This is a genomic window from Spirabiliibacterium falconis (assembly GCF_014885015.1).
In the GTDB taxonomy this organism is placed as follows: Bacteria; Pseudomonadota; Gammaproteobacteria; order Enterobacterales; family Pasteurellaceae; genus Spirabiliibacterium; species Spirabiliibacterium falconis.
Genome location: NZ_JABMIJ010000016.1, coordinates 37,526 through 64,273, shown reverse-complemented (window position 1 = coordinate 64,273; position 26,748 = coordinate 37,526). Strand labels below are relative to the sequence as shown.

Sequence of the window (26,748 nt, the reverse complement as noted above, 5' to 3'; positions counted from 1 at the left end):
TTGATAGCCTACGCCAACACCTGCATTTGTTCCACCTTTAGAATCGGTTGAACCGCTAAGTTTAATGATCACATGCCCGCTATCGGAGATACGAGAAACCCCCACTGCTACGGCATTTGCACCACGGTGTGTGCCTGCTGCTACAGCCACCATTGAGTGACCTGGAATGTAGGCTTGCGGTAAGTTAGCCATTGCAGTTGAACCTGCAATACCACCGCGTGCTTTGCGGTCAACATCACCGATACGGTTGCCAACAGCATTCAACTGATTCACATTCACAGCATCTGTGCCGTTTACACCAGGTGCAACGTTAGTGATGCGGTTGCCGCCGTTGTCAAGGCCGTTAGCAGTCAAGCTCACGTTACTTGGTTTGCCCGCTGCGTTGGTGCCAGTGATGGTCACACCATTACCCGTTACGTTGGTGGTGTTGCCAGCTTGGTCTTTCAACTCAACGCTGTTCAAGCCTTTCAAGTCTTTCGCTAGATCAACTTTCACTTTGGTGCCTTTTGGCGTATCCACTTTGCTCACTACCGTGTTGCTACCATTAATGAAGTCAACAGTGTCACCATTGCTGATTTTCTTCGCACCTTCACCGTTAGCTGCAACATTGAATCCGCCAGAACCCGCTTGAGTTTTCACTTCTTCAAGTTGCTCAACGTTCACCGCGTCAGTTTTATCCGTACCACGTGCCACATTGGTGATTTTATTGCCACCGTTGTTTAAGCCATCTTTAGTTAAGCTAACGGTTTTCTCTTTAGGCGCATTTTCGGCTTTGATTACAATACCGCCGTTTTTTACCACCACAGTATTGCCATTTTCATCTTTAAATTCAGCACCTTCCAAGTCTTGCAGCATTTTCGCCATCTTAACAATCAACGCACCGTTTTCACTGTCAACACGGATATTTTTATCAGTCACAGCCGCATTCTTATCAGCGTTGCCTTTAATATCCAATTGTTCGTTAAGTTTTTTGTTAATCACGTCACCTTTGTCGCCAGCAAAGCTCAGACCATCATCCATAGTGGCGACTTGTTTAGGCTTGCCCACTGGGTTGCCGTCTTTGTCTTTTGGCTGGTAAGTGAGGCGAGTGCCGTCTTTGCCGTCTTTGCCGTCTTTGCCATCATCACCTTTGCCGCCTAAGAAAGCAGGACCTTTGTTAGTGGTGATGTCAGCATTCGCACCGTCTTTACCTGCCACGCCAATTGAGCCATCTTTGCCGTTAAGCGCAACACCTGGTGTACCGTCTTTACCTGGTACGCCATCTTTGCCGCCCACTACAACAGAACCACCGTCTTTGCCGTTGATGGCAACCGCTGGTTTGCCGTCAGCACCATTCACGCCGATTGAGCCGTCTTTACCGTCTTTGCCGATAGTAATGTCGTTGCCCAAGCCGATGTTAAGGCCGTCTGAATCCTTATTCGCCGTTACGGTGATGCCATCTGTGCCGTTCACTTTGAGGGTGTCGCCCAGTGGTTTTTTCACTGCGTTGCCGTTGTCGTCGGTCAAGCCGAAGCCTTTGTTAGTCAAGGCATCTGCTGTGTTTTTCAGGTCAGACACATTCACTGCACTGTTTTGACCAATCGGGTCTTTGGCGGCATTGTCGAGTTTCTCAGCAAAGTCTTTGCCGTCTTTGCCATCGATAGCCGAACCCACATTCGCCAATTGTGTCGGTGCAGTAGCGTTGCTGCCATTGTTCATGGAGGCAATGACATCACCTTTTTCGACTTTAGTACCTGTTCCATCTGGTTTGGTATTGAAAGAGCCATTGTCTTGTTTATAGACTTTATTACCCTTAGCATCAGTGTACACTACTGGCAATTGTGCGTTTTCAACCACACCTTGATTATTAACAGACAAGTCATAATTATCTGCACCCGTGTCTTTATTGGTGGTTTTCACCACTTTCACGGTTGAATCATCAGAGCTTACAGTCGTTTTCGCTGCATCTGCGGCTTTTTTCAAGTCGCCGATATTCGCTGCATTGGTTGCGTTATCAGGGTCATTGATGTCGCCACCGCTGGCTACGTTGGTGATTTGGTTTCCACCGTTGTTCAAGCCATCTTTGCCAATTGATACAACATCTTTGGCTTTAGGATCAGCATCTTTATCACCGAAGGTTACGCTGCTCACATCAGTAATGTCTTTGGCCAATTTCACCACTAAGTTGCCATCTTCTACGTCCACGCGCGTGTTGGCCGCAGTAGCATCTTTATCATTGGCAAGTTCGCCTTTGATGGTAACGGTTTCGTTGAGTTTTTTATCAAGCGTACCGCCTTGGTTACCTTCAAATTTTAAGCCATCGTTGAGTGTCGCTACTTCTTCTTGGCTGCCATCTGGTTTTTCGTAAACAATGCGAGTTTTGCTTTCGCCGTCTTTACCGTCGTTGCCGTCAAGACCTTTCGCACCGTCTTTCACACCGATTTTTGCTGACGCGCCATCTTTGCCGTCTGCGCCTTTCGGACCTGTCAAGCCGATAGTGCCGTCTTTACCGTTTAGAACCGCACTTGCACCATCTTTGCCTGTCGCACCAATTGAGCCGTCAACGCCATCTTTGCCGTCTTTGCCCACAGTGATGTTGTCAGCCAAGTCTACTTTCACATCCACGCCAGATTTGTCATCTTTTGGTGTAGTGGTCACAGTGGTGTTGTTACCATCAACAAAGTTGACTTTATTGCCTTCGTTGATGGTGGTTGCATCGCCATCATTCGCCGTAACATCAAAGCCGTTCATGCCACCCGCTTCAGGGGCTTTCACATCAATAGTGATGGTACGAATGCCGTCTTTGGTTTCGCCTGTCACTTTCGCAGCGCCAGCGCCCACAAAGTTCACTTGGTTGGCATTTTTCACTTGATCGGTGTAGCTGTTACCTGGTGCACCCACAATCCAGCCCATGTTGCGTAAATCGCCAACAGTTGCAGCAGAATTGTTTGGTACATTCGTATTATCCAAGTTCACCAAACCATTTTTCGGTGCATCTGAATCAGGGTAGGTGTTCAGACCGTTGTTGATGTTGGTGATTGGCTTGTTACCTGCGTTGATGCCGTCTGTATTGCTAATCACGATGGTGTTAGCAGGATCAGTTGGCTTGCCTGTTGCAGGATCTACTGGGCCGAAGGTTGCGCTGTCTAAACCAGTCAGGTCTTTTGCCAATTTCAACGATAATTTCGCATCATCTCCATTTTGGTCTGCAACAACCGCAATATTGCCATCAACAAAATCATCTGCTTTTTTGCCGTCTGCAATATTACCTGTCAACTCAGTGGTTTTGTTCAACTTAACAGCAGCACCATCACCCAAATCGCCAGCATATTTCATGCCGTCGTTAAGCGTTGCCACTTCTTCGCCATTCACTTCTAGACGTGGTTTTTTGCCATCAACACCGTCTTTGCCGTCAACGCCTGGCTCGCCATCTTTAACAGTGAGGGTTACGCCATCTTTGCCGTCTTTGCCAGCAATGCCAATACCCGGTTTGCCGTCGCCTGCATCACCTTTGATGCTTACGCCGTCTTTGCCGTCTTTACCTGCAACGCCGATCGAACCCGCTTCGCCGTCTTTGCCGTCTTGGGCAGGTGTGCCGATAGTGATGTCTTTGTTCATTGATACAACATATTCATCACCGCCTTCGGCATTTTTATCAGCTGATTTGGTTACGCTAACGTTGGTGTCGCCAGCTTTCACTGATGTTGGTTTGCCTTTTGCGTCTTTAACTGCGTCTTTCAATTGGCTAACATTCACTGCGTCGGTGTCGGCTTCACCTGGGGCAACGTTGGTGATTTTCTTATCGCCTGCGTTGATGCCATCTTTGGTGATTGATGGTCCGTTGTTAATCACAACGCCGTTATCAGTCAACTTGGTGTCGCCTGCAGTCACAGAGGTAACTTCCAAGTCGTCTTTTGTAGCAACGGTGATTTTCGCGCCAGCTTGGGTAACTTTGATGTTTTTACCTGCATCAACGGTTACAGTATCACCTGCTTGAATGTTTTGCTCAGTCGTGCCAGCTACTTCGCCGTCTGAAGCAGAGGTAGTTACGTTCCAGCCTTTTTTCAGCTCAGTGATGTCGTTGGTGTTGTTGGTGATGTTGGTTTTATTACCTTCGATATTTTGTGTATTCTCAGCAACTTTCTCTACTGCTTCTTTTAGCTTGTCGGTTGCTTTGATGTTTACTGTATCGCTGCCGTCAGCTTCAGTTGCGATCAAGTCATCATCACCTTTGATATTCAAGGTTTGATTTCCGCTATCAATCGTCAATGCGTTTGAGTTATCGCCATCAACACTAAAGCTACCCAAACCTGGTTCGACATGGCTGGCAATCGTGAAGGTATTTGAATCTTTATCAAATAGCACTTGCACATCGCCATCACCTTGCAATGTTACTGTATCGCCAAATTTAACAAAGTTTGATTGCTCGCCACCTGACTCACCTTGGCTACCTGTATTTTTAAAGGTAATACCGCCTTTATCCAACACATTCCACAATTGTGAACCGTTGATAGCATCGGTTGAGGTAGCAGAGATTTCACCTGCTGCAACATTGATAATTTGACGTTCGCCGCCTGCTTTACCCACAGAAACCACGCCATTAGCAGGTGCCCCCACGCCTGCGAAACCGCCGTAAGTAAGGTTGTTAACAGTTGCGTCGTTAATCGCTTGTGCTGCTTTGTCGGTAGATTCGTTACCCAATACCACGCTGTTATCTTGGGTTGTTTCTACACTGTTACCCATCACAAAGGTGTTGGTGTTGTTAACAGTGTTGCTGTTACCCACGATGCGGCTGTTGTCGCCCAAGGCTTTGTTGTTGTTACCAAATGCGCCTGCATTGTTGCCAGCGATTTTGGCATCTTCTGTGCCGTTGTTGTTACCGACGGTGTAAGTGCCAGTGCCTGAAATAAATGATGGATCACCAATCGCACCTGAGTTGTCGCCTGATACCACGTTGCTGGTACCAATTGAGATTGAGCTAACACCACTTGCTTGAGCAGCTGAACCAATGGCAATGGCGTGAATTGCACTCGCTTGAGCTGAACGACCCTGCGCAATGGACTGTCCACCACTAGCAACAGATTGTACACCTGCCGCAATTGCACCATCACCTGTAGCTTGTGAGCCTGCACCTAATGCCACGCTATAAAGTGCGGTTGCTTCTGCGCCTGAACCAAATGCCGAGCTAGAACCACCTGTGGCTTTCGATTTGCGACCTACCGCAGTTGACACTTGGTTGATGGTGTTGTTTGGATCGACAGGTTCGCGACCTGCTACAGAATGTTCACCAATTGCCACGCTGGCCTTGCCAATCGCTTCAGCGTTTGTACCCACAGCGATTGAGGCATCTTTTTTGGCTTTGGTTGCATTACCGATGGCAATTGAGCCAATACCCGCAGAGTTGGCTTGAGTACCTTGCGCAATCGCATTCATGCCAGTGGCTTCAGACTCTTTGCCGATAGCAATGGCCGACGTATTCACAGCTTTGGCATTTTTGCCCATCGCAATGGCACTGTCATATTTGCCTGCGGCATCTGCCATAAATTTGGTGTATGCCGTCTGAACTTCTTGTTGCTTGGCTTGTTTTTCGTCAAATGCAGCTTGAGCTTCTTGTTTCTTCGCCTGGGAAGCTGTCAACTCTTGCTTCGCTTTCTCTAGCTCGCCTGTAATTTTTTCAATTTTTGCCGTTGAATCCGAAACACGCTGTGTCCAAAGTTTTACTGCTGCGTCACTTGGTTTCGGCTTAGCATTCTCTTCATCCAATTTTTTCTGATTATTTGCTAACGCAGTTTTTTCACGTTCTAATTCACCTTCCTTACGCGTAACCGTAGAAGATTTTGAATTTTCATCACGTGTTGCGTTTGTTAATGCGGTATTTGCTTTGTCAAATGCAGAATTAGCTGCGCTAAGTTTGCCAGCTTCTGCAAGGTAGGCAGCTTTGTCGCCCACATAAGAATTGCGACCAATTGCAATTGAGCTTTCGCCTTGTGCAACAGACAGTGAGCTAATCGCTGTTGAATGGTCGGCCATGCCTTTGGCGGTATCACCTACGGCAACGGTGTGATCGGCGGTAATACCTACGCCAGCTTCGCTACCCACAGCAACGTTTTTGTCACCATTTGCGTTAGAACCAGCCCAAGGACCTAAGGCGGCATTGCCATCACCTTTTAATTGATATTGTGAAAGGTAGCCCATGGCGGTGTTATTTGAACCGCTTAATCGCCAACCCGCTTTCCAACCTGCGGCAGTATTCAATTCACCTTCACTATCCGTCAAAGCAACCCCACCGATACCAACGTTCAAACCGATAACGTAAGGTGAGTAAGGACTGGCAAAGCTACCATCTGCACGGCGATAACCTGCTCTAAATTCTTTAGCCAATGTTTTGTGATTAGCACCTGCTTGCGCACCAATAAAGACATTAGTGCTAGTACCTTTATACATATTATTACCTGCATCACGACCGATCAGGATATTTTCGCTAACGCCAGTTGCTCCTGTAAATTTATCAATCGGGTTGCCATTGTAGCCATTTGGATTGTCACGTGTACCTGCACGTTGACCCGCATTAGTACCAATCACAATATTACCCAAGCCTTGCAAACCTTTTTGGTCTGGCAAGAGATTGCTACTAGGAGCTTGCGTGTCTTGAAGACCAATACCACCCGCGTTACGACCCAAGAAAATATTGTCCGTACCCATTGAGCGGACACCCGCCGCTGAGCCGATATTGACGTTGTGGGTATTCCAGTTGTTGGTGATACCCGCACCTGCACCTTGACCAATTGAAATCACACGGCCACCAACAGCTTCTGCGCCAGAACCAACAGCGATGTTGTTGCGTTTACCTACACGGTAGCGATAGTCAGGATCGTTGGTTTTCATATCCTTGGCTTCTTTGCCAGAAAATGTAACGTCGGCTGAATCAGATGTTTCCATGCTCGCCATACCTGCAATGGCTTTATCACCAATAGCGATAGAGCCTTCGGTAACCGCTTGCGAACCGTCAGCACAAGCTACTGTAAGACCTTCAACCACACAAGTAGTGCCTGTACCAGAAATTGGTAAGGCGGCCATAACCGCACTTGAACCTAAGATAAGGCTTAGAGCTGAACCTATGCGTGTCAGTTTTAACATACGACGTGGTGAGCGTGTGCTGGACTTAGTGCGTCCCTTAGCCAACTCCGATACCACAACAAAAGATTGTGTAGCTTGGTTCCAAATGATTTTAAAAATGCTATTCATATTTTTTCCTATTTATTACTGCTAGTTACGACTAAAACTTTCGACACCTTAGCACAAAAAAGTCGCATTCGTAAACTAAAAATCTAAAATATTTACAAAAATCACCAATTAAAATATCACTTGCAACTCACGCTTGAAATTATAACCCTGTTGATTTTATTAATTTATTTTATTTGATAAATAAAAATAATTACTGTTTGTTTGTTTGTTTGTTTGTTTGTTTGTTTGTTTGTTTGTTTGTTTGTTTGTTTTGTAAATTATGGTCAGCAAAGACATTTTTACAAGACTCTGAACCGCACTTTGCCGTTAATGAATAGTTAAAAATTGACTTTACTTTGCTCAAGCACCCTACGCACGGGTGTAAATGATCGCCGATGTTCTGGTAATACACCGAGTGCCTGAATGTTGGCAAGATGCAATGCGGTTGGGTAGCCTTTGTGTTGATCGAAGCCGTAATCAGGATGACGTTGATGAAGAGCCAACATTTCAGCATCCCGCGCCACTTTGGCTAAAATCGAGGCAGCAGAAATTTCAGGCACGAGGCTGTCGCCTTTGACGATCGCTTGTGCTGGCAAAGCAAGATTGGGCGGTATGCGGTTGCCATCAATTAAGACAAAGTGCGGTTGGATGGGTAAATTTTCCACTGCACGCTGCATTGCCAATAGGCTTGCGTGCAAAATATTGAGTTGATCAATTTCGGCAGGTTCGGCTCGCCCTAACGCCCATGCCAGTGCATTTTCTTTAATACTCTCCGCCAGCATTAGGCGTTTTTTCTCGCTGAGCTTTTTGGAATCCGCCAGCCCTGCAATCGGGCGAGAAGGGTCTAAAATCACGGCGGCGGTAACCACCGCACCAACAAGCGGCCCTCTGCCCACTTCGTCAACGCCCGCAATTAACTCAACATTTTTCGGGTATTCAAATTGTGCCATTGAGCACCTCCACCACCGCGAGGGCGGCTTGTTCATCAGCGTTACAGCGAATATATTGATGTAGCTGTTTGAACCGCACTTTGAGTTTTTCCGCCATATCCTGATGCTCAAGCATGGTGGCGATTTCTTGAGTAATTCGCTCTGGAGTGCAGTCATCTTGAATCAGTTCTGGCACGAGCGGTTCGTTTGCCAGCAAATTAGGTAAAGAAATATACGGCGTTTTCACCAGTCGTTTTGCGAGGAAATAGGTTAACGGTTTCATTTTGTAACACACCACCATAGGCGAGCCACACAACATACATTCCAGTGCTGCCGTGCCTGATGCAAGTATCGTCGCACTGGCTAACTGCATTGCCGCACGGGCATTGCCATCGAGCATGATGAGATCTAAATTCGGTGCAAGCTGTGCTTTAATCGCGTCAAACTGCACACGACGTTTAGCGTTAATCAATGGCACAAGAAATTGCACATCAGGAAAACGCTGCTTGAGTTGTTCGGCGGCGTGCAAAAACGTCGGTGTGAGAAATGCCACTTCTGCACTGCGACTGCCTGGCAATATGGCAATGTAACGTTGAGTAGGGTTAAGCCCCAGTTTTTGTGCGATAAAAGTGCGGTCAACATCGGGGGAAATAGCATCTGCCATGGTATGCCCCACAAAACGGCAAGGCACGTTAAAGCGGTCATAAAAGGCTTTTTCAAATGGCAAAAAAGCTAATACCAAATTTGTGGCTTTTGCTATGCTATGAATGCGATTTTGCCGCCATGCCCACACGGAGGGGCTAACATAGTGAATGGTTTTAATGCCGTTTTGTTTCAGCACCTTTTCTACCGTTAAATTGAAATCAGGTGCGTCAATACCGATAAAAATATCGGGTTTTTCCGCTAATAGATAGGTGATCAGCTCTTTGCGTCGTTTTAGTAGGCGAGGCAAATGTTTTAGCACTTCAACCAAGCCCATGACCGCAAGTTCTTCCATATCAAATAACGTTTGCATACCTGCCTGCTGCATTTGAGAGCCCGCCACACCTATAAAACGGGCATTGGGGTAATACTGTTTTAAGGCATGAATCAACCCTGCGCCCAAAATGTCGCCTGACACTTCCCCTGCCACAATAGCTATACAGGGCGACGTATTGTCGTGTTTCATAATTATCCTTTTACTTGTTGTTCGATCCAGTCATATAGCCGAGTTAGGTCTGCACGCCAGTGTTGCATTTGTTGCACCCAATCTGCGATGTGTTCGTGCCAATGTTCTCGTTCACAATGTTGTGCCAGCTCTGCCACGTCACGCAGTTGTGCCAATCCAATGGACGCAGCCGCACCTTTGATTTTATGTGCACTGTCGCCAACCGCACTTTTATGCGTGTTGTCGGTTAAATAACGGCGATAATGGGCATTTAATTCATCAATATAGCTTGGCATACTACGCTCAAATAGCTTTAAACTTTCTAATACCTGTGTTTTACCAAGTAATTCTAATAATTGGTGTAATAAATGTTGGTCAAATTCTGTTTGTGAATGTGTTTTAGTTGTATCCGTTGCTTGGGAGGCTATGCCATCAAAGAGTGCATGCAACGTGGTGTTTAATGCCTCAAGCGAAAGGGGCTTAGCGAGAGCATCGTCCATGCCTTGGTCAAGATAATATTGTTTATTGCCCATGACATTTGCTGTGAGAGCCACCAGTGGTGGCAAATAATCAATTTCATCATTTTCATAACGTTGTCGCAAAGTTTGAGCAATATCAAAGCCGCTCATATCTGGTAATTGAATATCAAGCAATAAGAGATCATAACTGTCTTGCTCAAATTTTTCTAATGCCTGCGCCCCTGTCATCGCAACATCGACATGGTAGCCCATTTTCTCAAGGATGGATTTCGCCACAATGATATTCACTTCAATATCTTCGACCAACAAAATGCGTAACGCTTCAATCTGTGGCAAATGAGTTTCATCCATATCAGGCATTAACGTAGGCGCAAGAATCGTGAGCGTAAAGGTCGTGCCGATGCCAAGTGAACTCTCAACCGTTAAATCGCCCTGCATTAACTGCGCCAGTGTTTTTGCCACATTCAAGCCGATGCCACTGCCTAAGGCTCGCATATTATCATTGCCTCGCACTTGGTAATACATTGCAAAAATATTATCCAATTCACTACTCGCAATGCCTATGCCACTGTCGCTAATCGCAAACGTTAGGCGGTTATCGTCAGGCTGAGAAACACGCAATTTTACCCACCCTTTTTGCGTAAATTTCACCGCATTATTGATCACATTCCACAAAATTTGGTTTAATCGAATGGCATCTACTAAAATCCAATCGGGTAAATTCGGTGCAAGTTCAAGTGTGAACTGTAACTGTTTTTGTGCTGCCATAACGGACGCAATGTTGTTAATATCATTTAGCAGTTGATTGAAATCACAACGTTTTTCATAAAGCTCTATTCGTTGCGTTTCGATTTTTTCTAAATCCACAAGGTCATTAAAAATATGCCCTAGTGAAACCGCACTTACCTTAATCGTTTGTAGATAATCACGCTGCTGTTCTGTGAGATGCCCATCAAGCAGAATGCGACTGAGTCCAATAATGCCGTTCAGAGGGGTTTTTAACTCATGGCTGATGGTGGTCATCATTTGCGTTTTATCACGGCTGTTTTTTTCTATCATCGCCTGATAATTTAACCGCTCGGTAATATCACGCCCAAAGCCGATCACCAAACATTGCTGGCTGGCTTTGTCATAATAAGGCACTTTAACAATCTCAAAGCACGCTTGCTGCCCATCAGGGTAGGTTAACTGCTGCTCATAACTCACCTTTTGCATATTTCGCCGCACTTCAACATCACTAATGCGTGCCTGTTCGCCGTTTTCAGCATCAAAAATATCCATTGGGGTAAGGTGGCGTAGCTCTGCCTCTGTTTTTCCCGTTAATCGCTCCACCGCTTTATTTGCCCCTCGATAACGGTTATCTTCGCCACGATAAAACACCAAATCGGGAGAAGCATCAAAAAACGAACGTAACAACTGCGCACTGCGTTCAAGCTCGAATTGCACTCGCTCACGCTCACGCACTTCTTCACTCAATTGCTGATTTTTTTCATTCAGTTCACGATTTAACTGGTTATCATGAGCTCTTAGAATTTGTAATTGCATTAATGTTTTTTCGCTGTCTTGGCGAGCCAGTTCAAGCCGTTCAATGATTGCCGAGAAAAAATAAATTGCAAATGGTGCCGAACATAGTCCAAAGACTACAGAGCGGATAATATCCTGCCAATACAGGTTCCCTGTAAATAGCAAGGTAGTGATAGCTTGAATAATTAAGGCATAACCCGCGAGAAAAATAACACCGAGTATCGAAAAGCGAATTTTACCGATACGGATAATCCAATCGATATAGTGTTGCAGATAGGTTTTTACATTTTTCATGAGGATGATGTGTAATTGACATTACACCGATTGTAGGCAATGGCGACAGATAAAGCAACCTTTGCCCGATAAACCGCACTTTGAAAACCCAAAGTGCGGTCAACTGCTATTTGGTGAGAATATCCAGTGCTTCGCGGTATTTTGCGACTGTTTTTTCAATAATGTCAGCTGGCACTTTTGGTGCAGGAGGTTGTTTGTTCCAACCACTTTGTTCTAACCAATCACGGACAAATTGTTTATCAAATGAAGGCGGATTTGTGCCTTCCTGATAATGCTCAATCGCCCAAAAACGACTAGAATCTGGCGTTAGCACTTCATCCATCAAGGTCAATGTGCCGTTTTCATCCAGCCCAAACTCAAATTTGGTATCGCAAATAATAATGCCTTTACTCAACGCATAGTCTGCCGCAGCAGTATAAAGGGCAATCGCTTTTTCACGCACTTGAGCGGCAAGTTCTTTGCCAATAAGCTGTTCACATTGCGCAAATGTGATGTTCTCATCATGATCCCCCACCGCAGCCTTGCTCGACGGCGTGAAAATGGGTTGTGGCAATTTGCTGGCTTCCATCAAGCCTGCTGGCAGTTTTATGCCACAAATTTCGCCTGTTTGACGATAATCTTTCAAACCACTACCAGTAAGGTAGCCACGCACAATCGATTCAATTTTAATTGGTGCTAAGCGTTTACAGACGACTGCGCGATATTGTAATACGTCCGCTTGAGCTTTGGGTAAGACATCAAATACCGTTTCACCCGTAAAATGGTTGGGCATAATATGCGCCAATTTTTTAAACCAGAAATTGGAGATTTGGGTTAAAATCTCGCCTTTTTTCGGAATAGGATCATCTAAGATGACATCAAATGCACTTAGGCGGTCTGTTGCAACCATTAACATTCGCTTGTCATCAATCGCATAGAGATCACGCACTTTGCCTGAATAAATTTTAGTTAAACTGATGTCCATTTGCTTTACTCTTTTTTGCCAATAAAAAAGCCATATTTGAAAATATGGCTTAATGTTGTTAAATCATAATTTGTGCAGGGGCGACATAGCCTTGAGGGATATGCGTTTTTTCATCAAAGGTTACAAATTCCCACGCTTGACTGTCGGCAAGCAAGGCTCGCAACAATTTGTTATTTAATCCATGCCCTGATTTAAACGCACTGTATTCGCCAATAATATTATGACTTGCCATGTAGAGATCGCCTACTGCATCAAGCAATTTATGACGGACAAGTTCATCTTCAAAACGCAAGCCGTCTTCATTTAAGATGCGATAATCATCAAGCACAATTGCATTGTCAAGGCTGCCACCTAAGGCTAAGCCTTGAGATTGTAAATATTCAATATCTTTCATAAACCCGAATGTACGAGCACGACTGATTTGTTGAATAAAGGCTTGACTTGAAAATTCTAACGCATAATGGGTTACATTCTCTGCAATGGCAGGATGTTTAAAATCAATGGTGAAATTGAGGCGAAAACCGCTATACGGTTTTAATTCAGCCCATTTGTCACCATCCTCTACGCGTACTGTTTTCGTCACACGTAGGAATTTTTTCGCTGCATTTTGTTCTTCAATGCCAGCATCTAACAACAGGTAGATAAATGGTGCCGCACTGCCATCCATAATCGGAATTTCAGGTGCATCCACTTCAATAATAATATTATCAATGCCAAGTGCTGCAAGTGCGGCGTTGATGTGTTCCACCGTCGAAACGCGCACACCATCATCATTAATCAAACAAGTGCAAAGCATCGTATCACGAATAGCATCCGCATTTGCAACAAAACTCACTGGCGGATTAAGATCCGTGCGGCAGTAAATTACCCCTGTATTTTCTTGCGCAGGACGCATCGTTAGGGTAACTTTTTTGCCGCTGTGCAAACCGATACCTGTGACTTTAATACTCTGTTTTAACGTTCTTTGTTTTAACATAACCGTTTCACTTAGCACTTAAAAGTGCGGTCATTATTTTTAATCTGCTTGCTTTCTTAAGAAAGACGGCACATCAAAGAGATCTTTTTCTTCTTTTGGCGCAGGTACTTCCGCACCAACCGCACTTTTATTATTATGATGCCCTGAAAACCCACTCACTGGCGTACTTCCACTGCTCGCGTCAAAACCTGTATTATTGACAACGACAACCTCTTCCGCTGTACGCACACCACCTATACCAGTAGCGACAATAGTCACCCGAATTTCGTTTTCCATTTCAGGCACTAAACTTGACCCCACAACGATAGTCGCCTCAGGATCAGCAAAAGCACGAACAGTATCCCCGATCGTATAAAATTCATCTAAACTTAAATCAGGACCTGATGTCACATTCACTAATACGCCACGTGCACCAGAAAGATCAATATCTTCTAATAATGGGCTAGCAACAGCCTCTTGAGCCGCTTGATCAGCACGCCCACTGCCTGCTTCACCTTGACCAATACCTGTGCCCATCATGGCATTACCCATTTCTTGCATCACGGTACGCACATCGGCAAAGTCTACATTGATCAACCCTGGGGAGGTAATTAGTTCGGAAATACCACGCACGGCATTCCGCAAAATCTCATTAGCGGTGGCAAAGGCATTAATTAGGGAGATATTTTTGCCTAGTACCTTCAATAATTTATCATTAGGAATAACAATTAGTGAGTCCACATGCTGAGAAAGTGCTTTAATACCTTGTTCCGCAAAATGCATACGACGTTTGCCTTCAAAACCAAATGGTTTGGTCACCACCGCAACGGTTAAAATGCCAAGCTCTTTTGCAATTTGTGCAACCACAGGTGCTGCACCTGTTCCCGTGCCACCGCCCATGCCAGCAGCGATAAAGACCATATCTGCACCTTCAAGGCAATTACGAATGGCATCTTTATCATCTTCTGCTGCTTGACGACCTACATTTGGGTTAGCACCTGCACCTAGCCCTTTGGTTGTTGTTCCACCAATTTGAATCGTTTGCTGTACAAGGCTTTTACGCAATGCTTGAGCGTCGGTATTAATTGAAAAAAACTCCACACCGTGCATATCTTCTTGCACCATGTGGTTTACGGCATTACCGCCACCACCGCCAACACCGACGACTTTAATGACAGCATCGGTAATATCTTCAAACTCGATTGGCTCAAACATAGATTCTCCCTAATATGTTTGCTTACTAAATTTCTGCTAATTGTTTCTATTCTAAGCTAAATGCGTCAATTATCAAAACTGATTTTTCACCCAAGCGAACATTTTTTTGACGCCCGAAATCACATTTAATGAATTTCCACCTTTGTCGTGTCGCATTAAATCATCTGGTGCGCCGTAATTATGGTGTAATAATCCCAGCACTGTCGCATACTGTGGCTTGTTAACATAATCTGTTAGACCCGTTAAATTGAGCGGAGTTCCCACCCGCACTTGTGGTCCAAACACATTGGCGGCACATTGTACAATATGATTAATTTGTGCCCCGCCCCCCGTCAACACTACACCTGCAATCATATCAGACTTGATATTTTTCGCATCTAATTCAGACTTCAGTTTTTTCAGCTCATGATTAACTAATTGCAATAACTCTTCATAGCGTGATGAAATGACCTGCGACAATGTACCTTGTTTGAGAGCGCGAGGCGGACGGTTACCAATACTTGGCACTTCAATTTTTTTCTCACTTTCACTACGCATTTCATCATCTTTGCTTAAATCAATGGCACTACCAAATGCAACTTTGATTTTCTCTGCCTCAACGCGTGACGTACTAAACACATAGGCAATATCATCCGTTACGCGACTTCCTGCGTAGGGAATGACTTTACTAAACCGTAATGCGCCATTGGTATAACCTATAAGATCAATGGTACCACCACCAATATCAATTAGGCATACGCCAAGCTCTTTTTCATCTTCGGTTAACACGGAATAACTTGATGCAAGCCCTGAAAATACGACTTCATCGACTTTTAAGCCTGCTCGCTCTACCGCTTTTTTCAAATTATTCAGTAAATTTTGATTAGCCGCAATTAAGTGTGCTTGAGCTTGCAAACGAACGCCTTGCAAGCCGAGTGGATTTTTAATATTAGGTTGATTATCGACTGAAAACTCTTGCTCAATCACATGCAAAATACTCAGCCCCTCGCCAATTTTCACCGATTGGGCAATGGTCATTGCATCATCAATTTCATCTTGCGTCACTTCTCCATTACCGATTGGTACCCAACCGCTCTCATTGAGGCTACAAATGTGATCGCCTGTGATTGCCAACGACACACTCATAATTTGGCAATCTGCAATAGATTCCGCACCTTCAATTGCACGCTGGATCGAGTTGACCACGGCATCAAGGTCTGTGATACTGCCTCGATCAATTCCTTTTGACGGGCTGCTGCCAACACCAAGCACATTGACAACGCCATCGGGCAACACTTCACCCACTACGGCAACGACTTTGGACGTGCCGACTTCCAAACCCACTTTTATTTTTGAATCAACAATTTTTGCCATATTTATCACTTCTTGCCAATGAGTTATTCTGTTAATTGTTCTGGTGCACTAACGGGGCGAAAACCGACTGCTCCACCACTTGCATAGCGCAAATCAATATAATCAATAGCCTGATTTTCAGGCACTTCAATTTGTGGATAAATCGTTGCTAAACGATCAATTTTTTGCTTCCACTCACCACGTCCGAGCTTCAAGATAATGCCATTATCAAGCCCTACTTGCCACGCACCACGATCATCAATCGTTAATGACTGTAACGTCATATTTTTTGCTTTTAATGCTTGGCTAATTTGATGCCAAGCGCTCAACACATCACGACTTTGAAAATCATTGCCTCGCAAGATAGGTAACACAAGATCTTGCCGCTTTTCTTGTGGCAGGCTAAAAATCGAACCATCTGCCGCCAATAATTGATTGTCATTCCAATAGGCTACAGGCGAATATTCCGCAACAGCTATGCTTAATTTATTAGGCCAAATTTTGCGTACTAATGCACCACGCACCCAAGGCATTAATTCAATCTGTTGCTTAATTTTGCTGACATCTTGGGAGAAGTAACCTTTAAGTTCACCAAATTGCGTTAAACTGCTACGAATATCATCAAATGTCGTATATTTGGGCTGCCCAATTAAACCAAATGCGCTGATCGGTTTATCATCTAATTTTTCTAAAAAATCGTCCCAATGCGAATAAGTATAATATGCAAGCACGATGCATAATATCACAAATAGCGACTTAAGCGGAAAAAACTTAAAACCACTTTCGGTGATACTTATTTTTGCTTTCTTTGGTTTTGGACGCGGTTTAACAGCCATATTATTCGCTCAGTTGTAAAATTTTCACGACTAATTGTCCGAACGTATAACCATGTACTTTAGCCGACATTGGAAACAGACTATGGCTAGTCATACCTGGATTGGTATTCGCCTCAATCAAACGAAATTGACCTTTGCTATCTTCCATGACATCAATACGTCCCCAACCTCGACAGCCTATGCTATCGTAGGCACGTTTTACCAATGCACGGATTTCACACTCACGCTCGTCACTTAAGCCTGCTGGGCAAAAATATTGTGTTGTGTCTGAAAGGTATTTCGCTTCATAGTCATAAAACGCTCCTTGTGGCACAATTTTTACCGCAGGCAAGACTTCATCACCTAGCACAGGCACAGAATACTCTGCCCCTGAAAGCCACTCTTCGATCAATACGGTTTGATCAAATTCTAAGGCATACTCAACCGCACTTTTAAGTTGCTCTATGCGATCGACTTTGGTTAATCCCACACTTGAACCTTCAAGCGATGGTTTTACCATTAATGGTAATCCTAACCGTGCAACAACTGCATCGGCATCAAGCTCATGAATACTATTACGGGTAACCACTTCCATATCAGCAATAGGCAAACCTAGCCCTCGCCATAATAATTTCGTACGCAACTTGTCCATACTTAACGACGACGCTAACACACCGCAGCCAGTATAAGGTATGCCGAGATTCTCTAACAGCCCTTGTACGGTACCATCTTCACCACCACGACCGTGTAAGATATTAAATACCCGATCAAAACCATCTTGTTTTAAATTGACAATCGGATATGTTTTAGGATCAACACCATGGGCATCAAGACCTTCTTCCCGTAATGCTGCAATAATGGCACTGCCTGACGCAAGCGAAACTTCACGCTCTTCCGATGTACCGCCATATAAAACGGCAATTTTTTGTTGTTCTAATGCTTTCATCGTTTTACTCTTATTGTTCATTTGTCCACAATTCAACTAATTGACGCGATAATTTACTCACATTGCCCGCACCTTGTGCAAGCACCAAGTCGCCATCTTGCAAGACTTGTGCCATAATTTCAGGCAATTTGGTTACGTCAGATACCAAAATCGGGTCAACCATGCCTAAATTCCGAATAGAGCGGCATAATGCCCGACTATCCGCTCCTGCAATAGGCTCTTCACCCGCAGAGTAGACATCCAGCATTAACAATACATCAACTTTAGACAGCACTTGCACAAAATCATCAAATAAATCACGTGTACGTGAATAGCGATGCGGCTGGAACAGCATTACCACGCGTTTATTTTCCCATCCCGCTCGTGCAGCTTGAATTGTTACGTCCACCTCCGTTGGGTGATGTCCATAATCATCAACTAACATGACCGAACCACACGGTCGCTTAAACGTTCCAAGCTGATCAAAACGACGACCTGCACCTTGAAAATCTGAAAGTGCGGTCAAAATTGCTACATTATCAATACCTTCTTCTTTCGCCACGGCCAACGCTGCCGTAGCATTTAAGGCATTGTGTTTGCCAGGCACATTAAGGACAACGCTCAACACCTCGCCCGTTGGGAAGACAACATCATATAATCCTTGAAAGGCCGTTTGGCGATAATTCTGAATGCGGTAGTCTGCTTTTTCGCTAAAGCCATAGGTTATCACCTGCCGCCCAATTTGCGGAATTAATTCTTCGATAACCTGATCATCTGCACAAACCACCGCTAACCCATAAAACGGCAAATTATGCATAAAATCAATATAAGTCTGCTTCATGCGTGCAAAGTCACCCTGGTATGTTTCCATATGATCGGGTTCGATATTGGTGACTACCGATACCATCGGTTGCAAATGTAAAAATGACGCATCACTCTCATCGGCTTCAGCAATCAAATAACGACTTGCGCCCAAATGGGCATTTGTACCTGCTGATTTTACCAAGCCGCCATTCACAAACGTCGGATCAAGCCCTGCTTGTGCATAAATCATTGCAACCATTGCCGTGGTTGTGGTTTTACCATGTGTTCCCGCAATGGCGATACCATGACGAAAACGCATAATCTCCGCTAACATTTGTGCCCGTTGAATCACAGGAATACGTGCTTGACGTGCTGCTTGCACTTCAGGATTACTCTCTTTAATGGCACTGGAAACCACCACCACACTTGCATTAGTAACATTTTCAGGTGCGTGTTGAAAATAAATCGTTGCGCCCAATTTTTGTAATCGCTCAGTGACCGCACTTTGATTAATATCCGAGCCTGTAATTTGGTATCCTTCATTGAGCAAGACCTCCGCAATCCCCCCCATGCCTGCACCGCCGATGCCCACAAAATGAATTTGTCGCACTCGACGCATACTCGGAACAATCTCACGGATCTTTTTATGTAATTCGTTATTATTCATCATTTCCTACTTAATTTTTTGCCACACTGATAATCACATCCGCCACCTGCTGGGCTGAATCAGGGGTTGCTTTTGCTTTGGCATTTTCCGCCATTTGAACCAGCTTCGCACGATCTAATTGCTCTAACAGCCCCACCATTCGCTCAGAATTGAGCTCAGCTTGCTCAATAATCTCTGCGGCATCACTATCTGCTAAAAATTTCGCATTGAGATATTGCTGACGATCTTTATGTTGGAACGGCACAAAAATTGCTGCTGCACCAATTGCGGCAATCTCACATACTGTTAATGCCCCACTGCGGCAAATAATCACATCAGCATCAGCATAAGCTGTTGCCATGTCATCAATAAACTCGCTCACATCTACCTTGGCATCTTTTGGATAAAATGCACGTACTGCCTCGACATTGCCTTTACCGACTTGATGACGAATATGCAATTCTGGCATTTTTTTTGCGACTTCTGGCATCAAAAAGTTTAACACCCGTGCACCTTGACTGCCACCAACGACCAATACTTTTAGCGCACCTTGGCGTGTCTCAAACCGCACTTTAGGATCGGCTTGTTGGAAAAATTCATCACGCACGGGGTTCCCCACCACTTGGGCGTCTTTAAACGCCTGAGGAAAGGCTTGTAACACACGTGTTGCCATTTTCGCCAGCCACGCATTTGTCAACCCAGCCACAGCATTTTGCTCGTGTAGCACAATTGGCACACCGCATAATTTGGCAGCAATGCCACCTGGACCTGACACATAGCCGCCCATACCAAGCACAGCATGGGGTTTATATTCTCGAATAATCTTAACTGCCTGCCACACTGCTCGGGTGATCGCAAATGGCGAGCCCAAAAGTGCGGTTAATTTTTTTCCTCTCAGCCCAGAAATTTTAATAAATCGAATATTGATACCGTGTTTAGGCACTAATTCTGCTTCCATACGATCGCGAGTGCCTAGCCAGCAAATATCCCATCCCTGTGCTTGCAACTTGCGTGCTACCGCAATTGCTGGAAAAACATGCCCACCTGTGCCGCCAGCCATAACCAATAAGCGTTTTTGTTCCATTGCAACTCCTCAATCTTCTCGCAAATGGGCATGCGCACGAGCAAGACGGTTTTCATGATCTATGCGCAAAATCACCGCTATCACAAGGGCACTAATAATTAAACTTGATCCGCCATAACTCACAAACGGAAAGGTAAAGCCTTTAACAGGTAACAATGCCATTGTCATACCTAAATTATAACACCCTTGGAAAAAGAACCACGCCACTGCACCAAATGCAAAATAGCCACCAAATCGTTGCCCAAGCAAGAGAGATTCTTTACCAATTTTCAACATCCGTAATAGCATTAGCGAAAACAGCACTAATACACAAATAATCCCGATTAATCCAAATTCTTCCCCTAAAATCGCCATAATAAAGTCTGTGTGTGCTTCAGGCAAATATTCTAACTTTTGGATAGAATTGCCAAGCCCAGTGCCCAAAAATTCCCCCCGCCCATAGGCAATAAGTGAATTACTTAGCTGAAAACCCGCTCCAAATGGGTCATCAAACGGCGAAGCAAATGAGGTTAAGCGTTTTAAGCGGTAAGCTGATTTTAAAATCAGAAAATAGATCACACTTAACCCCACGCCTGCGACTATCACGAATTGGACTAATTTTGCCCCCATTAAAAACAGCATAATCAGCATAATCACCGCTAACACGATTACACTACCTAAATCAGGTTGCAAGAGTAAAAATGCCGCAATACAGATTAATACAATGGAGGGTTTTACCGCACTTAGCTGCTTTTCACGCACTTGTTCATAGCGGCGTACAAAATAGTTGGAGAGATAGCAGATCATTGCAAATTTAATAAGCTCAGCGGGCTGAAAATTAAAAATTCCTAACCCAATCCAACGGCGTGCGCCATTAACAGATTTTCCTATGCCAGGCACCAACACTATCAGTAATAAAAAGATGGTTACACCTAGAATATGCGGGCTATATTTTTCCCACGTCTCTACCCGAACAAACACAAAAGCAAATGCCACAAAACACGCAAATGCAATATAGATCATTTCACGAATCGCAAAATAAAAAGGATCATTATACAGTCGGCTACCTTCGGAAATGGAGGCGGAGGTGATAATCACAAACCCAATGGCCATCAACGAGATAAATTGCCATAATAGCGTGCGGTCATAGAGTAAATAATCGGGTGTTAACTTAAGCCATTTATCAGCTTGTGTGCGAATGCGTGCACCAAAACTCATCACGCCACCTCGTGTTTTGCCAACGCCGTAAACACCTCTCCACGGTGCTCAAAGCCGTTAAATTGATCAAAACTGGCACACGCTGGTGATAGCAGAACCATATCCCCTGGCTGTAATACCGCACGAATAGCGTCTATCGCTTGCGCCATGGTGTCGAACCGCTGAGTACGCGGTGAAAGTGCGGTCATTAAATCACCGTCTTTGCCAAAGCAATACAGGTGAATAAAGTCAGGCGAAACCGCACTTTTTAGTTCATTAAAATCTTGCCCTTTGCCTAATCCACCCAGTAATAAATGCAATTTGCCATTGAGTTTTAGCCCATGCAACGCCGCTTGGGTGCTGCCAATATTGGTGGCTTTAGAATCATTAACCCAACGCACCCCATTGTGTTGATGTACTAACTGAAAGCGATGAGCAAGCCCCTTAAACATTTTCAAGGCCTGCACGGCACCTGTGCGTGCAATGCCTGCCGCATCCGCTAACGCTAAGGCTGCAAGGGCATTCAATTCATTGTGTCGCCCCACGATACCCAATTCATCAGTTGCCAGCACGCGCTCACCTTTTGCATAAAGCCAAGTGCGGTCACCCTCTGATTTCAAACTATAATCAGCATTGTCACCAAAACTGATCGGATTAACCGCACTTTGTGGTGGTGTGGTAAGCACGTCTTGTGCGTTGAAAACACAGTGTTGTGCCCCGTCATAAATACGTAGCTTAGCGTGCTGATATAACGTTAGACTGCCGTTGTAACGATCCAGATGATCTGGGCTAACATTCAGGATAGTTGCTGCCGCTGCACGCAAGGAGGTGGTCGTTTCTAACTGAAAGCTGGAAAGCTCAAGCACAAACAACTCATAGTCGCTATCCAGTAGCGAAAGTGCAGGAATGCCAATATTTCCGCCCAGTCCTACCTTTATCCCTGCTGCTTTTGCCATTTCATACACTAAAGTTGTTACCGTGCTTTTGCCATTTGAGCCTGTGATAGCGATGATCGGCTTATCGGTAGCACGACAAAAAAGCTCTATATCTCCAACCACTTCAACACCAGCATTGATTGCATGCTGAATTTCGGCACTGGCAACAGGCACACCAGGGCTGATGACAATCAAGTCACTTGTCAGTAGCCACGCTTGCGGCATACTGCCAAAGTGCGTTTTTACCCCTTGTGGCAACGGCACATTGAATTTGTCTTGCGTGCGAGTATCAATAGCATACACCTGTGCACCGCACTTTGTTAGATAATGAATGCAAGACAGCCCACTTTGCCCAAGCCCAATGACGCTAACGGTTTTTCCTTGATAATCCATCGTCAACCCTTAACGCAATTTCAACGTAATTAAGCCGATCAAGACCAGCACCAAGGAAATGATCCAAAAGCGGATGATCACGCGTGGTTCAGGCCAACCTTTTAATTCAAAATGGTGGTGAATCGGTGCCATGCGGAAAATGCGTTGTTTACGAATTTTATATGACCCCACTTGCAAAATCACCGACAGAGTTTCCATCACAAAAACTCCCCCCATGATCACCAATAAAAATTCTTGTCGTACTAATACCGCGATAACGCCCAGCGCACCACCAAGTGCCAGCGAGCCTACATCACCCATAAAAACTTGAGCAGGATAGGTGTTAAACCATAAAAAACCTAACCCCGCACCGACAATGGCAGTACATACAATGGCAAGCTCTGCACTTAATTTGATATAAGGAATGTGCAAATAGTCAGCAAAATTGACATTACCTGTCGCCCACGCAATCAAGGCAAATGCCCCCGCCACCAGCACGGTTGGCATAATCGCCAAGCCATCTAGCCCGTCGGTTAAATTCACAGCATTACTGGTGCCAACAATCACAAAATACGCTAACACAATGTAGAACACGCCTAACTGCGGCATCACATCTTTAAAAAAAGGTACAACAAGCTGTGTCGCCGCAGTGTCTTTTCCTATCGCATACATCCAAAAAACGGCAATCAACGCCACCACTGAAAGCCAAAAATATTTCCAGCGTGCAATTAATCCATCGGTATTTTTGCGAACCACTTTTCGGTAATCATCACAAAAACCGATTACGCCATACCCGAACAATACAAAGAGTACACACCAGACATAGCTATTACTTAAATCGGCCCACAACAATGTACTCACACCGATGGAAAACAATATCATCACACCGCCCATCGTTGGCGTACCCCGTTTACTAAAATGGCTTTCAGGGCCGTCATGGCGCACCACTTGCCCAATTTGCAACATTTGTAAACGGCGAATGACTTTCGGTCCAATCCATAAGCAGATCATAAGTGCGGTCAACAACGCCACAATGGAGCGAAACGTAAGATAAGACACCACATTAAAAATCGTGTGATATTGAACCAACTGTTCTGCCAACCAAACTAACATACTTTATCCTTTAATCGTGCGATCACCTCTTCCATACGCTGTGAGCGTGATCCTTTAACTAAAATTACCACCGGCTGCTGCTCTGCCACATACTGATTAATCTGTGCCAATAGTGCCGTGCAAAGTGCGGTTTTATCTTGAAAATGTTGTCCAGCACAACGCTGGCTGATGACCGCACTTTCATGTCCAAAACTATATACGCCGTCCAACTTCGCCTCTCGTGCAAATGTCGCCACCTCTGTATGACATGCACGCGTATTTTCACCGAGCTCAGCCATATCGCCAACCACTAAAATGCGCTTACCATTAGACGCTGACAATACGCTAATTGCCGCTTTAAGTGAATCCACATTCGCATTGTAACTGTCATCAATTACCAAAACATGCTCACTCAGTTGAACGGGGAATAGCCGTCCTGGCACACGATTACGCTGCTCAAGCCCGCCTTTAATCTGTGCCAGACTTGCCCCCATTTGCATCGCCAGTGCACTCGCTGCCAAGGCATTGCTAACATTGTGACGACCAAGATAAGGCGAATGAATTGTCATACTACCGTGTGGGGTTACCAGTTCAAACTCAGCCCCGTTAGCGTGCAAGCGAATATCGCGCGCTGTAAAGTCGGCTGGATTGTTTAATCCGAACGATAAACAGCGACGCGTGCCAATATCGTCACGCCAAAAACTATCTTTATAATTACAATCAGCATTGATAATCGCAACGCCATCTGCTGGTAATCCACGGTAAATTTCACCTTTCGCCTGTGCAACACCGTCCAGAGAGCCAAAGCCTTCTAAATGTGCAGGCGCAACATTATTGACTAAGGCAACATCAGGCTCAACTAAGGCGGTGGTATAGGCTATCTCGCCTTTATGATTCGCCCCCAGCTCAATCACAGCGAATTCGTGCTGTTCGGTTAAATTCAATAAGGTCAACGGCACGCCAATATCGTTGTTAAAATTTCCTTGCGTAAAAAGTACCTTGCCTTTTTGGGCTAAAATGGCTGCCGTCATCTCTTTTACTGTCGTTTTGCCTGATGACCCCGTCATAGCCACGGTTTTCGGCGCAAGTGTTTTTTTCAACCAATGCCCTAATTGCCCCAGTGCCATTTGGGGGTTATCTACCACTAATTGTGGCACGTTTAACGTGCGGTCAGGTTGCTCTACAACCAGTGCATTTGCCCCTTGTGCAACCGCATTTTCTAAATATTGGTGGGCATCAAAATTCGCCCCTTTGAGAGCAAAAAATAATGCGTCTGAGCACGCTTTGCGTGTATCTGTGCTCACACACGAAACCGTGACATTCTCTGCCCCTATGAGGTTAGCATTTAAAATGTTCGCAAGTTGCGCCGTTGTTAGTTTCATCATATGTTTTAGGTTCTAAATAAGTGCAAACCACTTCACGATCGGAAAAATGGTATTTCTCTGTGCCAATAATTTGGTAATCCTCGTGCCCTTTGCCTGCCACCACCACCACATCTTCAAACGTCGCTTGGGTAATTGCATAATAAATGGCTTGTTCACGCCCGCTAATACAAACCGCATTACGGCTATCTTTTAAGCCTTCTTGAATATCAGATAGAATTTGCTCAGGATCTTCTGTGCGTGGATTATCATCCGTAATTACAATTTTGTCAGCAAAGCGTTCCGCTGCCTGCGCCATTAATGGTCGCTTACCTTTATCGCGATCCCCCCCGCAACCAAATACGCACCATAATTGCCCCTCGCAGTGCATTTTGGCGGCTTGTAACGCTTTTTCCAACGCATCTGGCGTATGCGCATAATCCACAATCACGGTTGGCTGAAGTGGCGCGCCAAACATTTCCATTCGCCCACATACACCAAAGAGTTGTGTAACCGTTTCGCAAAGTGCGGTCAGTGGGTAACCTAATTGCAATAATGTCGCCGTGACCAGTAATAAATTACTGACATTAAATGGTCCAATCAAATTGCTTTCCAGCACGCCATTACCCCAGCTAGAATCGAACTCAATGCGCGCACCTTCACTGTGAAAATCAATATGCGTTGCATACACAAAAGTGCGGTCAATATGGTTAATGGGTTGGCAACTTACTGCAACCGCACTGGGTAATTTTTCAAGCCACTGTTTACCGATTGGATCATCGTAATTGATAATACGATGTTGTACATTCAGCTCAGAAAACAGGCGATATTTCGCATCAGCATAAGCCTGCATTGTGTGATGGTAATCAAGATGATCACGACTTAAGTTGGTAAAAATCGCTGCGTCAAACTGTAATGCCTCAACACGATGTTGTACCAAACCATGAGATGACACTTCCATTACCGCCATCTGTGCACCTTGAGTGCAAAAATCATGCAAATTCGCTTGCACTTCAACTGCCGAACCTGTGGTATTGACCGCACTTTTCACGTTGCCATAAAGTCCATTACCGATTGTGCCCATAACGGCGGCGGTTTTTCCCAATAAGGCTGCCCACTGGGTCAATAAGTGTGCAACGGTTGTTTTGCCATTGGTGCCAGTTACTCCAATTAAGCACATTTCTTTACTTGGATTCCCATAAAAATCGCCAGCAATTTGACTTAGCAGACGGTCAAGCTGGTAAAAATGCACCACAGGCACAGTGTGCTCGTATGTTATATGTAAATGCTCATCACGCTTTTCGCTTTGTGCCAACACAAGCACAGCTCCGTTTTCGATTGCATTAGCAATAAAATTGCGTCCGTCACTATGATGCCCTTTAAGCGCAACAAATACATCGCCGGCATTCACTGCACGACTATCAAGCTGCATTGCGTTTAACCGCACTTTCGGTAATTTTTCTATGTCGAGCCAATTTGCTAAACGTTGCATAATC

At 44.9% G+C, this 26,748-nt stretch carries 17 protein-coding genes; all 17 read right to left on the bottom strand.

Annotated elements, in window-relative coordinates:
* Positions 1–7,224 (bottom strand): YadA-like family protein (locus HPC40_RS09470; protein WP_208119018.1); only part of this gene is annotated, 7,224 nt, incomplete at its 3' end.
* 317 nt (positions 7,225–7,541) lie between these two features.
* Positions 7,542–8,153 carry a ribonuclease HII gene (gene rnhB, locus HPC40_RS08250; RefSeq protein WP_208119017.1) on the bottom strand — a complete coding sequence of 204 codons (612 nt, stop codon included), beginning with the start codon at positions 8,151–8,153 and terminating at the stop codon, positions 7,542–7,544.
* Positions 8,140–9,300, bottom strand: a complete 1,161-nt coding sequence (lpxB, locus tag HPC40_RS08245) for a lipid-A-disaccharide synthase (RefSeq protein WP_208119016.1) — start codon at positions 9,298–9,300, stop codon at positions 8,140–8,142. Before lpxB ends, rnhB begins: the two co-directional genes overlap by 14 nt.
* A gap of 2 nt (positions 9,301–9,302) precedes the next feature.
* A complete protein-coding gene (gene arcB, locus HPC40_RS08240; RefSeq protein ID WP_208119015.1) occupies positions 9,303–11,576 on the bottom strand; it encodes an aerobic respiration two-component sensor histidine kinase ArcB in 2,274 nt (757 codons plus the stop codon).
* A 106-nt stretch (positions 11,577–11,682) separates the two neighbouring features.
* Positions 11,683–12,540 (bottom strand): phosphoribosylaminoimidazolesuccinocarboxamide synthase, encoded by an 858-nt coding sequence (locus tag HPC40_RS08235; RefSeq protein WP_208119014.1) that lies wholly within the window; start codon positions 12,538–12,540, stop codon positions 11,683–11,685.
* A 58-nt stretch (positions 12,541–12,598) separates the two neighbouring features.
* Positions 12,599–13,516 carry a UDP-3-O-acyl-N-acetylglucosamine deacetylase gene (gene lpxC, locus HPC40_RS08230; protein ID WP_208119013.1) on the bottom strand — a complete coding sequence of 306 codons (918 nt, stop codon included), beginning with the start codon at positions 13,514–13,516 and terminating at the stop codon, positions 12,599–12,601.
* Positions 13,517–13,555: 39 nt separating this feature from the next.
* Positions 13,556–14,710 (bottom strand): cell division protein FtsZ, encoded by a 1,155-nt coding sequence (gene ftsZ / locus HPC40_RS08225; protein ID WP_208119012.1) that lies wholly within the window; start codon positions 14,708–14,710, stop codon positions 13,556–13,558.
* A gap of 72 nt (positions 14,711–14,782) precedes the next feature.
* Positions 14,783–16,063: a cell division protein FtsA gene (gene ftsA / locus HPC40_RS08220; RefSeq protein WP_208119011.1), complete on the bottom strand. Its 1,281-nt coding sequence runs from the start codon at positions 16,061–16,063 to the stop codon at positions 14,783–14,785.
* A gap of 23 nt (positions 16,064–16,086) precedes the next feature.
* A complete protein-coding gene (locus tag HPC40_RS08215; protein ID WP_208119010.1) occupies positions 16,087–16,878 on the bottom strand; it encodes a cell division protein FtsQ/DivIB in 792 nt (263 codons plus the stop codon).
* A 1-nt stretch (position 16,879) separates the two neighbouring features.
* Complete coding sequence (locus HPC40_RS08210) at positions 16,880–17,824, bottom strand: D-alanine--D-alanine ligase (protein ID WP_208119009.1); 945 nt, start codon at positions 17,822–17,824, stop codon at positions 16,880–16,882.
* Positions 17,814–19,253 carry a UDP-N-acetylmuramate--L-alanine ligase gene (gene murC / locus HPC40_RS08205; RefSeq protein WP_408021826.1) on the bottom strand — a complete coding sequence of 480 codons (1,440 nt, stop codon included), beginning with the start codon at positions 19,251–19,253 and terminating at the stop codon, positions 17,814–17,816. Before murC ends, HPC40_RS08210 begins: the two co-directional genes overlap by 11 nt.
* Before the next feature lie 10 nt (positions 19,254–19,263).
* Positions 19,264–20,316 (bottom strand): undecaprenyldiphospho-muramoylpentapeptide beta-N-acetylglucosaminyltransferase, encoded by a 1,053-nt coding sequence (murG, locus tag HPC40_RS08200; protein WP_208119007.1) that lies wholly within the window; start codon positions 20,314–20,316, stop codon positions 19,264–19,266.
* 9 nt (positions 20,317–20,325) lie between these two features.
* Positions 20,326–21,513: a putative lipid II flippase FtsW gene (gene ftsW, locus HPC40_RS08195; RefSeq protein ID WP_208119006.1), complete on the bottom strand. Its 1,188-nt coding sequence runs from the start codon at positions 21,511–21,513 to the stop codon at positions 20,326–20,328.
* Complete coding sequence (murD, locus tag HPC40_RS08190) at positions 21,513–22,820, bottom strand: UDP-N-acetylmuramoyl-L-alanine--D-glutamate ligase (RefSeq protein ID WP_208119005.1); 1,308 nt, start codon at positions 22,818–22,820, stop codon at positions 21,513–21,515. The genes ftsW and murD overlap by 1 nt, the downstream gene beginning before the upstream one ends.
* A gap of 9 nt (positions 22,821–22,829) precedes the next feature.
* Positions 22,830–23,912 (bottom strand): phospho-N-acetylmuramoyl-pentapeptide-transferase, encoded by a 1,083-nt coding sequence (gene mraY, locus HPC40_RS08185; RefSeq protein ID WP_208119004.1) that lies wholly within the window; start codon positions 23,910–23,912, stop codon positions 22,830–22,832.
* Positions 23,906–25,276, bottom strand: coding sequence for a UDP-N-acetylmuramoyl-tripeptide--D-alanyl-D-alanine ligase (gene murF, locus HPC40_RS08180; RefSeq protein WP_208119003.1), 1,371 nt, complete (start codon positions 25,274–25,276; stop codon positions 23,906–23,908). Before murF ends, mraY begins: the two co-directional genes overlap by 7 nt.
* The gene (murE, locus tag HPC40_RS08175; RefSeq protein WP_208119002.1) at positions 25,230–26,744 is read right to left on the bottom strand and encodes a UDP-N-acetylmuramoyl-L-alanyl-D-glutamate--2,6-diaminopimelate ligase; all 1,515 of its coding nucleotides are present in this window, start codon (positions 26,742–26,744) and stop codon (positions 25,230–25,232) included. Before murE ends, murF begins: the two co-directional genes overlap by 47 nt.
* Positions 26,745–26,748: the final 4 nt, after the last annotated feature.